The organism is Seonamhaeicola sp. MEBiC01930, from assembly GCF_045277075.1.
In the GTDB taxonomy this organism is placed as follows: domain Bacteria; phylum Bacteroidota; class Bacteroidia; order Flavobacteriales; family Flavobacteriaceae; genus Seonamhaeicola.
In genome coordinates, this window is record NZ_CP104270.1 from 2,480,939 (window position 1) to 2,497,522 (window position 16,584).

General features: G+C 33.8%; 15 protein-coding genes and 1 tRNA gene. 7 read left to right on the top strand and 9 right to left on the bottom strand.

Going from position 1 to position 16,584, the window contains the following annotated elements:
- Positions 1 to 51 precede the first annotated feature (51 nt).
- The 4 genes from N1F78_RS10910 to N1F78_RS10925 are packed head-to-tail and all read left to right on the top strand — an operon-like array spanning position 52 to position 3,789.
- The gene (locus tag N1F78_RS10910) at positions 52 to 1,998 is read left to right on the top strand and encodes an ATP-binding protein (RefSeq protein WP_406683193.1); all 1,947 of its coding nucleotides are present in this window, start codon (positions 52 to 54) and stop codon (positions 1,996 to 1,998) included.
- Positions 1,988 to 2,623 carry a response regulator gene (locus N1F78_RS10915; RefSeq protein WP_406683194.1) on the top strand — a complete coding sequence of 212 codons (636 nt, stop codon included), beginning with the start codon at positions 1,988 to 1,990 and terminating at the stop codon, positions 2,621 to 2,623. The genes N1F78_RS10910 and N1F78_RS10915 overlap by 11 nt, the downstream gene beginning before the upstream one ends.
- A gap of 39 nt (positions 2,624 to 2,662) precedes the next feature.
- A complete protein-coding gene (gene prmA, locus N1F78_RS10920; protein ID WP_406683195.1) occupies positions 2,663 to 3,499 on the top strand; it encodes a 50S ribosomal protein L11 methyltransferase in 837 nt (278 codons plus the stop codon).
- A gap of 14 nt (positions 3,500 to 3,513) precedes the next feature.
- Complete coding sequence (locus N1F78_RS10925; protein WP_406683196.1) at positions 3,514 to 3,789, top strand: ATP-dependent Clp protease adaptor ClpS; 276 nt, start codon at positions 3,514 to 3,516, stop codon at positions 3,787 to 3,789.
- A gap of 2 nt (positions 3,790 to 3,791) precedes the next feature.
- Here the strand turns inward: N1F78_RS10925 and N1F78_RS10930 are convergent, their stop codons facing one another.
- Entirely contained in the window at positions 3,792 to 4,061 is a 270-nt protein-coding gene (locus N1F78_RS10930) for a heavy-metal-associated domain-containing protein (protein WP_406683197.1), read from the bottom strand.
- A 61-nt stretch (positions 4,062 to 4,122) separates the two neighbouring features.
- On the bottom strand, positions 4,123 to 4,722 hold the full coding sequence (locus tag N1F78_RS10935) for a LexA family protein (RefSeq protein WP_406683198.1): 600 nt from the start codon (positions 4,720 to 4,722) through the stop codon (positions 4,123 to 4,125).
- A gap of 114 nt (positions 4,723 to 4,836) precedes the next feature.
- Here N1F78_RS10935 and dinB point away from each other — a divergent pair, with 114 nt between their 5' ends.
- Positions 4,837 to 6,057: a DNA polymerase IV gene (gene dinB / locus N1F78_RS10940; protein ID WP_406683199.1), complete on the top strand. Its 1,221-nt coding sequence runs from the start codon at positions 4,837 to 4,839 to the stop codon at positions 6,055 to 6,057.
- A 3-nt stretch (positions 6,058 to 6,060) separates the two neighbouring features.
- A complete protein-coding gene (locus N1F78_RS10945; protein WP_406683200.1) occupies positions 6,061 to 9,069 on the top strand; it encodes a DNA polymerase III subunit alpha in 3,009 nt (1,002 codons plus the stop codon).
- A 12-nt stretch (positions 9,070 to 9,081) separates the two neighbouring features.
- Here the strand turns inward: N1F78_RS10945 and N1F78_RS10950 are convergent, their stop codons facing one another.
- The 5 genes from N1F78_RS10950 to N1F78_RS10970 all read right to left on the bottom strand — a co-directional run bounded on the left by N1F78_RS10950 (position 9,082) and on the right by N1F78_RS10970 (position 13,040).
- Complete coding sequence (locus N1F78_RS10950) at positions 9,082 to 10,491, bottom strand: rhodanese-like domain-containing protein (protein WP_406683201.1); 1,410 nt, start codon at positions 10,489 to 10,491, stop codon at positions 9,082 to 9,084.
- Between the two features lie 80 nt (positions 10,492 to 10,571).
- The gene (locus tag N1F78_RS10955; RefSeq protein ID WP_406683202.1) at positions 10,572 to 11,366 is read right to left on the bottom strand and encodes a sulfite exporter TauE/SafE family protein; all 795 of its coding nucleotides are present in this window, start codon (positions 11,364 to 11,366) and stop codon (positions 10,572 to 10,574) included.
- A complete protein-coding gene (locus N1F78_RS10960; RefSeq protein ID WP_406685687.1) occupies positions 11,367 to 11,780 on the bottom strand; it encodes a DUF6691 family protein in 414 nt (137 codons plus the stop codon).
- 5 nt (positions 11,781 to 11,785) lie between these two features.
- A complete protein-coding gene (locus N1F78_RS10965) occupies positions 11,786 to 12,343 on the bottom strand; it encodes a YeeE/YedE family protein (RefSeq protein ID WP_406683203.1) in 558 nt (185 codons plus the stop codon).
- A 58-nt stretch (positions 12,344 to 12,401) separates the two neighbouring features.
- Positions 12,402 to 13,040: a Crp/Fnr family transcriptional regulator gene (locus N1F78_RS10970; RefSeq protein ID WP_406683204.1), complete on the bottom strand. Its 639-nt coding sequence runs from the start codon at positions 13,038 to 13,040 to the stop codon at positions 12,402 to 12,404.
- 82 nt (positions 13,041 to 13,122) lie between these two features.
- Between N1F78_RS10970 and N1F78_RS10975 the strand changes: the two genes are divergently transcribed.
- Positions 13,123 to 13,196: transfer RNA gene (locus tag N1F78_RS10975), tRNA-Arg, on the top strand.
- A 179-nt stretch (positions 13,197 to 13,375) separates the two neighbouring features.
- Here N1F78_RS10975 and N1F78_RS10980 read toward each other — a convergent pair.
- Together N1F78_RS10980 and N1F78_RS10985 are read right to left on the bottom strand one after the other, a co-directional pair.
- Entirely contained in the window at positions 13,376 to 14,692 is a 1,317-nt protein-coding gene (locus N1F78_RS10980; RefSeq protein ID WP_406683205.1) for an FGGY family carbohydrate kinase, read from the bottom strand.
- 103 nt (positions 14,693 to 14,795) lie between these two features.
- Complete coding sequence (locus N1F78_RS10985) at positions 14,796 to 16,580, bottom strand: L-fucose isomerase (RefSeq protein WP_406683206.1); 1,785 nt, start codon at positions 16,578 to 16,580, stop codon at positions 14,796 to 14,798.
- Between the last annotated feature and the right edge of the window lie 4 nt (positions 16,581 to 16,584).

Consider the following 16,584-nt stretch of genomic DNA (forward strand, 5'->3'; position numbering starts at 1 on the left):
ATCAGGCTTTTGAAGAAAAAAAATATTTACTTGAATTACATGGTATTACAAATGAAGAAAAAATTACTTCTTGTAATAATTTGCCTTTCTTTCTATTGTGGGTTTTCTCAAAGTCAAGAAATTGATAGCCTAAAATCGTCTCTTACTAATGCTAAAATACATGATACAATAAAGATAAAAACCTGTTTAAATTTAGCTGGAAAATATGGTAACTATAGTTTAGATAGCCTAAAAAAATACACCTTAATTGCTATAGATTTATCTAAGAAAAACAATGATTATCTGCTTGATGGAGGTTATTATTTTATGGGTATATATTATAGTGATAAAGGCGAAATTAATAAAGCAAAGGCGTCATACAAAAAAGCCTTACCACTAGTTGATAGTATTTCTAATAAGAAAAAATTTGCACAAATTTTATCGGCTTATGCTAATCTACTAAGTGGAACAAATGAATTAGATGAGCAGATATCTTATTATACCAGAGCTCTTAAAATTATGGAAAGTATAGGCGACAAATCTAAGGTTGCTTTTACCCAATATAATATTTCAAATGTTTATAGACATGCAGGTATAGATACTCTTGCTATAGATTATTTAAAACGGGCTTTGGTAAATGCTGAGGTTAGTGGCCTAAGCTCATTAAAAGCACATATAATGAATAATTTGACGATTTTTGCTTTAAAAAATAATGATTTAGAAAAGGCAAATACCTATTTGAAAGAAGCTGAAAAAGTATGCAAAGCAACAGGATCACAATTATTATGTTTTCGTACTTTTTTACAAAAAGGAAGGTATTTAGAGGAGTTAAAAAAAACAGATGAAGCTGAAGAAGCTTTTCTAACCGCTTTAGAAAATGCTAAAATAAGAAACGTGCCTCAAGATATATTGCTAGCTTATACTTATCTGGGGAAACACTATGAGTTGTCAGGAAATCCCCAAAAAGCTATACAGAATTTTAAAAAAGCCCAAGAGCAAGACCCTATAAATTCCGAACGTATAATGAGTCCATTTTCTTATATGAGCTGGTCTCGTGCTGAAAGCAAGCTAGGTAACTATAAGAGCTCAAATGAGTATCTCCTTAAGCATGTTAAAATAATGGATTCTTTAAATTCTGAAAAGAATAAGAGATCTCTTGCTAATGCTGAAGCGAAGTATCAAACCGAAAAAAAAGACAAGGAAATTGTTACTCAACAATTGGAACTAAAAGAAAAGGAAGTTGAAATTCAGAAAGAGAAAACCCAAAACAATTATATGCTGGGTGCCATAGTGTTTTTAGCAATCGCTACTACATTATTAGTATTCTTATTTAAGCAGCGTCAAAAAAGAAAAAATCAAGAATTATTAACCTTAAAACGCGAGTTTCAAATAAAAACCTTAGAGTCTTTAATTGAAGGTGAGGAAAAGGAACGTCACCGTGTTGCCAAAGAACTGCACGATGGTGTTAATGGTGATTTGGCTGCTATTAAATACAAATTGTCTTCTTTATTAGAAATGAATAATAAAGTGATAAAAGAAGCTATAACTATGATAGATGATTCTTGTAAACAAGTTAGAGCAATTTCACATAATTTAATTCCGCCATCATTAGAAAATTTCGATTTATTAGAAGCCGCTCAAGTATATTGTAGTAATTTAAATGATGTAACAGAAGGTTTAGAAATAACATTCCAACATTTAGGAGTAACAATTCAATTACCAAAAAAAGCTGAGGTAAATATCTTTAGAATTATTCAAGAATTGGTAACAAATGCCATTCGACATGCCGAAGCTGAAAAAATTAATGTACAAATAAGTTGTAGAGACAATACTATACAAGTTACAGTTGAAGACAATGGTAAAGGTTTTGATAAAGACAATATAGAATCTGATGGCATTGGATTAAGTAACGTACAATCTAGAGCAGATTATTTGAATGCTGAAATTGATTTTATTTCTAATAATGAAGGCACATCTTATACTATTGAAATTGATAAAGACACACTAAATGGTAACTAAAATTGCAATTACAGATGACCATGTTATGGTGCTTCAAGGCATTGTTTCAATGTTAGAGAATACTCCAGAAGTAAACATAGTTGGTGCTTATAAAAATGCCGCGGAAACCATTGAAAACATACCTAATGATGCTCCAGATGTGTTATTGTTAGATATTAATTTACCTGATATTAACGGTATTGATTTAAGCAAACAACTTTTAAAAAGGCACCCATATTTAAAGATTATTGCGCTTACTAATTTTGAGGACATATCATTTGTAAAGCGCATGCTAAAAAATGGGGTTCATGGTTATTTGCTAAAAAACACTGATAAATTAGAACTCATAACAGCTATTACAACGGTGCTTTCTGGAGATTTGTTTTTGCAAAGAGATATTCAAAAACGATTGATTAATCAAGATACTTCCAAAACAACCGATAGTGGTTTAAAACCGAATCTAACCAGAAGAGAACATGATGTTTTGGTAGCTATTTCTGAAGAATTAACAACTCAAGAAATTTCAGAAAAATTGTTCATTAGTCCAAAAACAGTTGAAACACACCGCATGAATATCATGAGTAAACTAGGTGCAAAAAACAGTGTAGGCATTATTAAAATAGCCATAGAAAAAGAATTGTTGTAGAATTTACTTCTATCTTTGTGGTCGAATTAAAAATCGACTATGTCAAACGTTATTTATATAGGTTACGAGTTTAAAGTATCACCACTTCAACCGGCAGTAGAAATTCTCATTGCAGAATTAGGTTACGCAGGTTTTGAGAGTTTTGTGGAAAACGAAACAGGTGTTACAGCTTACATTCAAAAAGATGAGTGGCATGATGCTATTTTGGATGAGGTTCAAATTCTAAATTCTGATGAATTCCAAATTTCCTTTACTTTTTCTGAAATTGAGCAAACCAATTGGAATGCAGAATGGGAAAAGAATTTCAATCCTATTATTGTAGATGATGTTTGTGCTGTTAGGGCACCTTTTCATGAGAAGTTTAATACTGAATACGATATTGTTATAGAGCCTAAAATGAGCTTTGGTACGGGACATCATGAAACTACGCATATGATGATTCAGCACATTTTGAAAAACGATTTTAGAGATAAATCAGTTTTAGATATGGGTTGTGGTACTGGCGTTTTAGCAATTTTGGCTGAAAAATGTGGTGCTACTAAACTAGATGCAATAGATATTGATAATTGGTGTTATTTAAACAGTTTAGAAAATGTAGAGCGAAATAATTGCAAAAACATTACTGTTTATGAAGGTGATGCTAGTTTGTTAATAGGTAAAAATTACGATATAATTATAGCTAATATTAACAGAAATATTCTTTTAGCTGATATTGAAAAATATGTAACCTGCTTAAACACAGGAGGAAAACTGTTTTTAAGTGGTTTTTATTATGATGATATCACCATAATTGAGGCTGAGTGCAATAAATTTATGTTAAAATTAGAAGAAAAGTTAGAACGCAATAATTGGGTTTCACTAAAATTTATAAATTAGTGTAAAATTTTACTATGAGCTCTCAAGAAAAATTACAAGAAGAATTAGAAGTTCTTGAAAAAGAGGCTAATTTAAACGAAATAGTGTTGTTTAATGATGACGTAAATACTTTTGATCACGTTATTGAAACATTAATCTATGCTTGTGACCATACTGTAGAACAAGCAGAACAATGTTCTATTATTGTGCATTACAAAGGAAAGTGTACTGTTAAAACAGGTGAATATAAAGATTTAGAACCACGCTGCACCATGTTGTTAAATGCTGGTTTGAGTGCTGAGATTGTTTAGGCTTATTTGTTCATTCTGCCAATAGCACAACTAACGAAAGATTTGGCTTTTGTGGTTAAGGCGTTTTTATCTCCAACTTCTGGGTAACCCAACTTACTAAGTAAATTTTTAGCGATGTTTAAAGTATCTTCGTTTTGATATGAAAATGTTACGGTATCATTCTCATTGTTAACTTCAACATTCTCAATATATTCTAATTCAGATAATTTTGTTCTGATTGTATTGGCACACCCGCCACATTTTAAATTTTGTATTTCTAAAGAGACTTTCATAACAGGATATTTTATGCAAAATTACCGTAATTAACTCTTTTTTAAGATGATAATTGTCAGCCTAACTGTATTTTAAAACGTTTTTTACAATCCCTTCAATTTTAAAATAATCATCAACAATAATTGGTGGATGATGCTCACTGTTTAGGGATGTTAAGGTGATAGTGTCGTTATGTTTAAAGAACTTTTTAATCAGTACTTTTTCACCATAAACACAAACAATCTTTTCTCCATTTTCAGCATTGTTTTTCTTTTGTGCAATTACTAAATCGCCTTCTTTAATAAAAGGCTCCATAGAGTTGCCTTTTGCTGTAACTATAAACCCATCGTTAGCAGGGAATTTCAATAGTCTGGATGCGATAGGGATTTTATCTTGAGGGTTGCCATCTAATATAGTACCATTTTTACCGCATTGTGCGTTTCCATAGAGATTTAAATAAATGATTGGTTTTTCCGGATTAAGAAAAATTTGGTAGTCCCTTGGGTTATGTGGGTTACGTTTTAAATAGCCTTTTTGTTCTAGTTTTTGAATGTGATGCGCAACAACACTGGAGGAAGAAAAATTCAGTGCTTCCTGAATTTGTCTTATGGTAAGTGGGTTGTCAATCTGCTCATTGAGCAATTCTAATAGAGCTACTTGATTTTCATGTAAGTCGTTCATCTTCAATGTAGTTTAAGATAGAAACCAGTTTGTTGATAATTTATATATATACAAATATAGAATATTTGTTTTTGTTCTATATTTTTGTAGAACAAAGTATGTAATAACATTTTCATGAAGCGAACCATTTTACATTTCGATTTGGATACATTTTTTGTCTCCTGTGAGCGTCTTTTAGATAGCAGACTAAATAATAAGCCTGTTATAGTTGGAGGAACTGGCGATCGTGGAGTGGTAAGTGCTGCTAGTTATGAAACTCGGGCTTATGGTGTGCATTCTGGAATGCCGGCAAAAATGGCAAGACAATTATGTCCGCATGCTATTTTTATAAAAGGGAACGCTGGTACATACACAAAATATTCTAAGTTGGTCACAGAGATTATACAGGGTGAAGTACCGGTTTTAGAAAAAGCGAGTGTAGATGAGTTTTATGCAGATCTTTCAGGAATGGACCGCTTTTTTGGGTGTTATAAATATGCCATTGAATTACGGCATAAAATTATTAGAGAATCTGGTTTGCCCATATCATTTGGGCTTTCAGAAAATAAAACAGTTTCCAAGGTAGCTACTAATGAGGCTAAACCTAATAATCAGTTAAAGATTGAATTTGGAAAGGAAAAACAATTTTTGGCTCCACTTTCTATAAAAAAAATTCCGATGGTGGGAGAGAAAACTTTCCGAGCTTTTTGTAATATGGGAATAAAAACAGTGCATACGGTACAGCAAATGCCTGTGGAAATGATGACTTCCGTGTTTGGTAAAAACGGACGTGTTATCTGGCAACGTTCTAATGGTATTGATAATACGCCCATAATAGAGTATCATGAACGAAAATCTATTTCTAGTGAACGTACTTATGGGCGAGATACCATTGATGTTTTAAAAATAAAAACCACATTAGCTGCTATGGCTGAAGATCTGGCGTTTCAGTTGCGCCGTGGAGGTAAGTTGGCATCGGTGGTGACTGTGAAGATTCGCTATTCCGATTTTCAAACCTATTCCAAACAAAGAAAAATATCGTACACATCGGCAGACCATCATTTAATTCCTTTGGTTCAGGAGTTGTTTGATAAGCTTTATGATAGGCGTGTTCTTATTAGATTGGTTGGGGTAAGGTTTGGTGGTATTACCTCTGGTACCTATCAGATTAACTTATTTGATGATGAAAAAAGAACAGTAAACCTCTATGATGCTATGGATAAAATTCGTCTTAGGTACGGTTCCAGAAGTGTTGTGAGAGCTTCGGCTCTAGGGGAAGGTGCTAGGTCGGTTGGGAATTTTACTAATCCTTTTAATGGGGAACCGCCTATTGTATTGGCGCATCGTACACAATAGATTATGTTTTTAAATAACCATACATATTATAGCTTACGTTATGGTGCCATGTCTGAAAAAGAGTTGTTGGCCTTGGCGCAAGCTTATGGTTGCAGTGTGCTTCCGCTTACCGATATTAATAATACCTCTGGATGTTTAAACTTTATTAGGCGTGCACCTGAGTATGACATAAAACCCATTGTTGGTATAGATTTTAGAAATAAAGCCCAACAGTGTTATGTGTGTTTAGCTATAAATAATGAAGGGTTTTTAGAGCTAAATGATTTCTTATCATATCACTTACATCATGAAAATCCGTTTCCTGATATAGCTCCCCAATTTAAAAATGCTATAACTGTCTATCCGTTTAAAAGGCTATTGGAAATAGAGAAAGATGATTTTACAGAGCATGAATTCATAGGGGTGTGCATTAATGATATAAATAAACTTTCATTTTCAAAATATAATCAGTTTAAAGATAAATTGGTATTACTACACACGGTAAGCTTTAGAAATAAGCGCGATTATAATGTACACCGATTGTTAAGGGCTATTGATAATAATGTGCTTTTAAGTAAGCTTCCTCATACTCAGCAAGGGGATTTAAAGCATCAAATAATGCTAGCTTCTGAATTGGAAAAATACTTTTGGGACTTCCCGTATATTTTAAAAAATACAGAACGGCTATTAGAAGGCTGTAGCATTCAATTCGATTTCTCCAACAATAGAAAAAATCAAAACCTATCAACACTTTATGGTTGTAAAGAAAAGGATTTTGAAGCTTTAGAGAATTTATGTTACAAAGGATTACCTGAGCGTTATGATGAAGTTTCCGGAACTATAAAACAACGATTGAAAAAGGAATTAAATCTTATAAAAAAACAGGATTATGTAAGCTTCTTTTTAATTAATTGGAAGATTATTCAATATGCAAAATCAAAAGGGTATTATTATGTAGGTAGGGGTAGTGGTGCTAATAGTATTGTGGCTTACCTGTTGCAGATTACAGATGTAGACCCTATTGAGCTGGATTTGTATTTTGAGCGGTTTATGAATTTATATCGTACCACACCTCCTGATTTTGATATTGATTTTTCAACCTGGGATCGGGAGGATGTTACTCGGTTTATTTTTGAAGCATTTGGAGCCGATGAACAAGCGGCACTATTAGGTGCTTATGTAACATTTCAGTATAAGGGAGCGGTACGTGAATTGGGTAAAGTATTTGGACTACCTAAATACGAGATTGATAAATTATGTTCTGGCAAGTTTGGTTACAATCAGCTTGATGAATTGTCTAAACTGGTTTTGCGCTACGCTAAGTATTTAGAAGGGTGTCCCAACTATATCAGCATTCATGCTGCGGGAGTTTTAATTTCTGAAAAACCCATACATTATTTTTCTGCTACCAATATGCCTCCTAAAGGATTTCCTACGGTGCAGTTTGATATGCATATTGCCGAAGATGTAGGTCTGTATAAATTTGATATTTTGGGGCAGCGGGGGCTAGGAAAAATAAAGGATGCTATTGCTATAATCAAAGAAAATAAACCAGAGGTTGTTTTACCGAATATTCACAACGCAAAACCTTTTTTTACTGATGAGCATATTAATGCCATGATAGAACGAGCGGAGTGTATTGGCTGCTTTTATGTAGAGTCTCCGGCTATGCGTATGTTACTTAAGAAAATAGGAGTAAGGGATTATTTAACTTTGGTAGCTGCAAGCTCTATTATTAGACCAGGGGTAGCAAAAAGCGGTATGATGCGCGAGTATATTTTGCGCCATAAAAATCCAGAACGAAGAAAGCGAGCGCATCCTGTTTTATGGGATATTATGCCAGACACCTATGGGGTTATGGTTTATCAGGAAGATGTTATTAAAGTAGCACATCACTACGCGGGATTGAGTTTAGGAGAAGCCGATGTATTACGTAGGGGTATGAGTGGAAAATATCGATCTAGGGAAGAGTTTTTGGTGGTCAAGGAAAAATTTATTTCCAATTGCAGGGAGCGCGGAGAACCTGATGCTGTAATATTTGAAGTATGGCGCCAAATTGAAAGTTTTGCGGGTTATGCTTTTGCAAAAGGACATTCGGCATCCTATGCTGTAGAATCTTATCAGAGCTTGTTTTTAAAGTGTTATCACCCTTTAGAATATATGGTGGCTACCGTAAATAATGGTGGTGGTTTTTATAGGGCAGAACTTTATTTACATGAAGCCAAAAAGTTAGGCGGTATTGTGCATCCGCCATGTATAAATCAAAGTAGTGTTCAAACTATTATTCGTGGTGTTAATATTTATCTAGGGTTTCAACATTTACAGGGATTTGAAAAACGCAATATGATTAATTTATTGCAAGCTAGGATGCATGGAAACTTTAAATCTTTGGATGATTTTATGGAGCGCGTGCCTATGTCTATTGAGCAATTGGATATTTTAATAAGAATAGATGCTTTTAGAAGCTTAGGAAAGGATAAACGTACGTTATTATGGGAAGCCTATTATAAACATAATCATTTAGCTATTGATGAATTACAACCACAGTTATTTAGAATTGGAGCTAAAGAATTTGCATTGCCTCAGTTTACAATCACAGATTTAGAAAATGCTTTTGACCAATTAGAGTTATTAAACTTTACCATGTACAATGTGTTTTTGTTACTGGAAACACCACCAACCAATACCACTTTGGTAACTCATTTAGAGCAATACAAAAATAAAGTGATTACTATTTATGGTTATTTAATTACAGCTAAAAACACCAATACCCATAAAGGAGACCGTATGCACTTTGGAACTTTTTTAGATCAGGATGGGCAATGGTTAGATACGGTACATTTTCCGCCAGTAGCAAAACGTTATCCTTTTAGAGGTAAGGGGATTTATCGTATTACAGGAAAAGTAGTTGAGGAATTTGATTTTTTAAGTGTTGAAGTTATAAAACAAGAACGTATGTCTTACGTATCTGACCCCAGATTTGATATTACTTATAATAGAAAAGAATTCCCTAAACTTAATACTACAGCTTAGGGAATTTAGTCTTTATAATGTTGAAGGGCAAACATAATCTGTTTTTGATAAATTGGTCTTTTTTAATGCAGCATAACCACCAGCAATATCAATAACATTGAAACCTCTCGCTTTTAAAATAGACGCAGCAATAACAGACCTATAACCTCCGGCACAGTGCAGATAATAAGTTTGTTTTTGGTCTACGGTGTTCATGTTGTCATTTATATAATCTAATGCAAAATGATGTACGTTATCACCTTCCAAATGTTCAGATTTATATTCGCCGTCTTTCCTAACATCTAAAATCTCAATAGTATCGCTGTTGAATCTATTCGCTAACTCATCCGCAGAAATGGACTCGATAGACTCAATATCTTTACCGGCACTTTTCCAAGATTCTATACCTCCTTCTAAATATCCTAAGGTATTATCATAACCAACCCTTGATAATCTTGTAACGGTTTCTTGTTCTCTTCCTTCAGGAACTACTAGTAGTATGGGTTGTTGCAAATCTGTTATAAGAGCGCCAACCCAAGGAGCAAAACTACCGTGAACACCAATGAAAATAGAATTAGGAATATGTTCTTTTACAAATTCTTGTTCTGTTCTCACATCTAAAACTAATGCGCCTTCTTGATTGGCAACTTGTTCAAAATCTTCTGGTGTTAAAGAGACATCTCCTTTTTTAAGTACGGTGTCAAAATCGGTATATCCCGATTTGTTCATCATAGCATTTTTTGCAAAATATTGAGGTGGAGGCAAAATACCATCAAGTACTTCTTTAACAAATTCATTCCTTGTCATATCTGCTCTTAAAGCATAATTGGTCTTCTTTTGTTCACCTAAAAGACCAACGGTTTCTTTACTCAAATTTTTTCCACAAGCAGAACCAGCACCATGAGCCGGATAAACTATAACATCATCAGCTAAAGTCATGATTTTATTTCTCAATGAATCAAATAACATGCTTGCCAAATCTTCTTTTGTTAAATCTGACTTAATAGCAAGGTCTGGTCTTCCAACATCACCTAAGAACAAGGTGTCGCCAGAAAATATAGCATGGTCTTTTCCGTTTTCATCAATTAAAAGAAATGTTGAAGACTCTAAAGTATGTCCTGGAGTATGAAGCACCTTAATAATAACATCACCAAGTTTAAACTCTTCACCGTCTGTTGCAAAATGAGCTTCATAGTTTGTTTGCGCTCCTGGGCCGAAAATAATTTTAGCTCCAGTTTTTTTTGCTAAATCTATATGACCAGAAACAAAATCAGCGTGAAAATGTGTTTCAAAAATATACTTGATTTTTGCATTTTTACTTTCGGCTTTATCAACATATTGTTGGGTTTCACGAAGTGGGTCAATAATAGCCACTTCACCTTTAGATTCTATATAATAAGCTCCATGAGCCAGACATCCTGTATATATTTGTTCTATTTTCATCTGTATGAATTTTTTTCTTTTAGTTTTTCAAATTTACCAAACAACAAAGCCTTTCTTTGTGACATAAGTAACACAAACTATTATTGGCTTGTTTCCCTGTAAACAATATAAATTGCCATAATCAAAGTGAACACTCCAAAGCTTTTTTTTAACCTATCACTGCCAATAAATTTAGATAGGTAAACACCTATTAAAATCCCTATGATTGATATTAATGTGAAGGAAAGGAGGAATATCCAGTCAATGTCTAGGGTTTGCATATCGCCGGTAAACCCAATTAATGAGTTTATCGTAACAATGATTAATGATGTTCCTACGGCTCTTTTCATTGGTATGTTAGCCCAAAGTACTAGGGCAGGAACATAAAGGAAACCTCCACCAGCACCTATTATACCAGTTATTGTTCCAATAATTAAGCCTTGAATGAAAGTTTTGTAGTAGGCCTGTTTATAATTTGGGATATCACCATTTTTCTTGTTCTTAATCATGGAAACAGAAGAAATTAACATGATAATAGAAAAGAAAATCATGATGCCCATTTCTTTGGTCAAAGCAAAATTTTCAATGGCAAAAAGTGTGTCTGGAATGTTAGGAACTAGGTATCGCCTTGATAAATAAACGGCAACAAATGATGGGAAAGAAAAGGCTAACCCAGTTTTTACATCAACCAATCCTTTTTTGAACTTCTGAAAGGTCCCAACCAAAGAGGTTGTGCCCACAACAAAAAGCGAGTAAGCCGTTGCAATAATTGGGTTGTAGCCTAAAAGGTAAACTAATAACGGAACAGTTAAAATGGAACCTCCTCCACCAATAAGTCCTAAAACTAAACCAACAACTAATGCTCCGAAATAACCTAAGATTTGGATATTGTCCATTTAGTGCGGTAGTTTATCTTTTAAAACACCATAAATAAAAGTGCCTACTAAGGCTGCGGCTATAACTATTAACATGCTGTAAACTCCGGTTCCTAAAAGTATATACATAGGTCCTGGGCAAGCACCTACTAAGGCCCATCCCAACCCAAATATGGTGCCTCCAATAATATATCTAGGTAGGCCCTTATCTTTTTTAGGAACGAAGATTTTCTCGCCTTTAGAGTTTTTTATTATACCTTTTTTGGATAGCTGTAGAAATACAATTCCAGCTCCAATTGCTGTTCCTATTATGCCATACATATGGAAAGATTGAAATCTGAACATTTCGTATATTCTATACCATGATACAGCTTCAGATTTCACTAATATTATTCCGAAGATTATGCCAACAAATAAAAATTTTAAAAATTTCAACATGATTAAAAAATTAAGGGTAAAAGAATATTAGTCATTATTAAGCCTCCAATAAAAAATCCAATTACAGCTATTAACGATGGCCTTTGTAGACTACTTAATCCTGTGATAGCATGACCAGAAGTACAGCCGCCTGCATATCGGGTTCCAAATCCTACTAACAATCCTCCAATAATTAATAGCAATAAGCCTTTTACTGACATTAAGGCTTCTAAATTGTACATTTCGTTTGGTACTAGATTAGTCCCGGCATTTTCAAATCCCATAGATTGTAGTTCTGCAACTGTTTTGGGGTTCAACACTGTTATAGATTCATTAGAGAGGTAATTAACAGCAATGAACCCGCCAATTAAACCTCCTAAAATAACTGTAAGATTCCAGATTTGTGCTTTCCAATCAAACCTGAAGAAATCTGCAAATTTATCTGCGCCAAAGGCAGAACACAATGTTCTGAGGTTTGAAGACATTCCAAATGTTTTACCAAAGTAAAGAAGAAGAGCCATAATTAAGGCTATTAATGGACCTGAGACATACCAAGGCCATGGATTTAAAATAGTTTCCATTTTTTGTGTGTTTGAGTGTAAAATTAAATATAGAGTAGAAAGAAGGATGTAACCTAGGTTACTTAGTGTTTAAAACTTCAATTTTGTTTCTTCCCAGAATAATTCTATTTTCTTTTTCCAGTTGTTTTAGTAGTCTTGAAATTACCACTCTACTGGTATGGAGATCTTCTGCTATTTCCTGATGCTTAATAGAAATAGTATTAGAATCATTCAAGATAGTTTTGTTTGCTAAATATTTTATCAAACGTTTGTCCATTTTTAAAAATGCAATACTATCTATGGCTTCTAACATTTCATCAAATCTGGTTTGATAACTTTCTAAGATGAAATTTCGCCAGCTTTCATTACTGTGAAACCACTCTTGCATTTTTTCTACAGGTACCATAATTAATGCAGAGTCTTGTTCAGCAACCGCCCTGATTTTACTTTTTGACGTACCCATGCAACATGTTAATGACATGGTGCAAGTTTCACCTGCCTCAAGGAAATAAATAAGTAAATCGTTACCCTCATCGTCTTCCCTTAGAATTTTAATGTTTCCACTTAATAGTAAAGGGATAAACTTAATAGGTTGATTGATATCTATAATGATATCGTCCTTTATGAAAGACTTAAACATACCAACTGATAAAATCTCCTCTATAAGGAGACTGTCTAATGTATAACCAAATTTTTGCCTTACTATTTCTTCTGTCATAATTCAAAAATACGGATTTATAAATTTGAAATAAATTGTTTGGTATAGTTTTAATAAATAGTATATTTGCACGCACAAAATCGGCCGCGTGGCGCAACTGAATAGCGCACTTGATTACGGCTCAAGAGGTTGCAGGTTTGAATCCTGCCGCGGTCACGAATAAATCAAAAAGCAAGCAAATAATAATGCTTGCTTTTTTTATTTTGGAGGTTTTTGGTTTTCAGTGCGGACCGCTAGGGATATGTAATCCTGCCGCGGTCACTAGAAATTAATCTAGACTAATAAAAAACCTTGCAAATTTTAAAATTTGCAAGGTTTTGTTTTTTAACATAAATCTAGTTTAAATAACTCTTCATTAAAACGGCTGCTCCTAAGGCGCTTGCGTTTTTTTCTTGTGGTAACTTAATATTGTAATTAGGCATCATTAACGAGAGGAACTCAGTAAAAATGTTATTCTTATTAAAACCACCAGTAATATAGATGTCTTCAAGTTTATTGTCTTTATCTAGAATGTTTTGAATTCCTTTGTAGACATGATGAGCTATCTCGTAAATTAATTGATAATAAGCAACTTCATAGCTGAAGTAGTGAGACAGATGATCTAAATTTCCTCTAAAATCTTCTGGTATTTCATCTGTAAAAAATACATTTTGGGCTTTATGGAAAATATTTAAGCATAATTGCTTATTTAAGTCCATGTTCATGTAATGTTCTTTGTCAACTTCAAAATGTTCGCTTATGGCATTTGCGTTAATTTCGTGTACATGACCTAAAAACTGCATTGATGATTTAACTTGCTTTTTATCAGGTGTCATGAAGCATAGACAATCATTTTTTAATTGCTTAGAAGTTAAGGTTTCCTTACTAAAAGGGTTCATGCAAATTATCCAAGTTCCTGTAGATAATAAAATGAATTCTTCATCTGGATTTTTATGATTTTCTAGTAGCGGAATAATAGAAGAAGAACTATCATGTAAACCTTTACCAATGGCAATTTCTTGTCCGTTTATGGTTGTTAATTCTGAGTTTTTACCAGGTTTAGGTTCGGGTAGTTTTATGTTTTCTTTTTCTAGCCATCCATGATATTTCATATTGTCAAAATCCCAAATAGCAGTATGGGCTCCAACAGAAGTAAAGTCTGAAGTGATTTTATTTGAAAAAATATAACTCAAGTACTGGGGATAATGTAAAATGCTATTAACCTTTGACCAAAAATGAGGTTTAGATTTTTTTAGCCAATACATTTGTAGCCCTGAATTAAGCATGCCGTAGGCTGGTGATGCTGTTTTTCTTGAAAATTCTGCAATCCCTCCATTAAGATTATAAAGTGGATTGAAATCAATTTCTAAAGGTTTCAGGTAATTGTAAAGCGGAGTGATTCTTTTTCCGTTTTTATCTAAATAAACCAAGGTTGCGCCATGAGTTGAAAAGTTTATGGCTTTAATTAAAAATTCACCTTTTTCTTGGATGGTTTTAACCTCAGATTTTATCCAATTCTCAATGGATTCAATATCATCGCATGGGTAATTGTCATCGTCAACACATTCTTCAAATCGAATAGAATTAGAATAAACAACATTAAAGTCTTTGTCAAATAAAAGTATTTTTTTGTTGGTTTTCCCAATGTCAAAAACTGCTATAACCTTTTTCATTTAGTTAGTTTTAAGATTAAAATGAGGAGTAAACTCTCCCAAATAATTTTTAAAATTGATAATGGGAGAGGTTTTAAGATTTAATTTATTCTATGATGTGTTTTTATTTAAATCCGTATAAAGGACCATAGGTGTCACAAGCATTATAATCTGCAGATTCTAAATTTTCGCCAAAAGCAGACCATGCGCTTGGTCGGAAAACATCTTCATCAGAAATATTATGCATATTTACTGGGATTCTTAAAATTGATGCTAGTGAAATTAGGTCCGCTCCAATATGCCCGTAAGATATAGCTCCGTGATTTGCTCCCCATTTTGCCATTACTGAGTATACGTCCTTAAAGAATCCATTCCCAGTTAATCTTGGAACAAACCAAGTTGTTGGCCATGTAGGGTTGGTTCTTTCATCTAAAATAGTATGGATGTCTTCAGGTAATTCTACGCTCCATCCTTCAACAATTTGTAGTACAGGTCCAATACCTTTAACTAAATTTATTCTACACATGGTTAAAGGCATAGTGCCTTTTGTTTTAAATTGTGAAGAGAATCCTCCGCCTCTAAAATATTCACCAATAGCAGGTGGCCATTTAGTGTTGTCTAAGCAATCTTGAACTTCATCTTCAGTTATTTCCCAAAACGGTTTCATAGTTGGGTTACCATCTTTGTCACTTTGTTGTGCAGTAGCATCTAAGGTTGTAGAGCCCGAGTTTATTAAATGAATAATACCATCTTTAGCAATCCCTGATAATTTTTTACCAGTAACACGCTCTACAGATTCTGGACTCCAATATGTTCTAACATCAGAGAACATTTGGGCTGTATTTGTTAATAAATGCCCGAAAAGCATTGAAACTGCATTTAAGCAATCATTTTCTGTTGCGAACACAAAAGCTTGACGGATACCATTCCAGTCAAAAGAGGAATTTAATATAGATTCAGTAAAATCGGCATTTGGCTGGTAGTCAGTCCATTGTCTTTGTCCTTGAAAGCCTCCGATAATGGCGTTACGTCCTTTAGATTCTTCACCAAAACCGAGTTCTTTTAATTTAGGGTTACCAACCATTAAATCGCGACAAATAAGCGTCATTTTAACAACTTTTTTCCATTCTTTTTCCTTTACTTCAGCAGATTTTTGAGCTTCTGGAGTATTATAATCTTTACCTTCTTTACAATTTTCTTTTGTCCAAATTAAAGCCTTTTTATATTCATCTTTGTCATAAATGCCTTCGTCCATTCTTCTTAATAATTCAACAGACTCAACAAATTCGGCTCTAATGCCAAAATAGTCTTGTAAAAAATTAACATCAACCATAGAACCAGCAATTCCCATTGAGCTGTAGCCTATTGATAAATATGATTTCCCTTTCATTTGTGCAACAGCTAAGGCAGCCCTTGAAAACCGTAATAATTTTTCTGATACATCTTCAGGAATACTTTGGTCTCCTGCATCTTGAACTTCTTTTCCGTAGATTCCGAAAGCGGGAAGCCCTTTCTGAGAATATCCGGCTAAAGCCGCAGCTAAATATACAGCTCCAGGTCTTTCGGTGCCGTTAAACCCCCAAACAGCCTTTGGGATTAGGGGGTCTGTGTCCATTACTTCTGTGCCATAGCACCAACATGGGGTAACGGTTATAGAAACCTCTACGCCCTCTCTTTTAAATTTATCGGCACAAGCGGCAGCATCTGCAACTCCTCCTATGGTAGTGTCTGCTATAACACACTCCACTTTTTCCCCACTAGGAAAATATATGTTACTTTCAATTAGGTTTGCGGCAGCTTTTGCCATATCCATACATTGGTCTTCTAAAGACTCTCTTACGCCAAGTTCACGTCCATCAATTACTGGGCGAATGCCTATTTTGGGTAATCTTCCTATTAATTTATTCATGGTA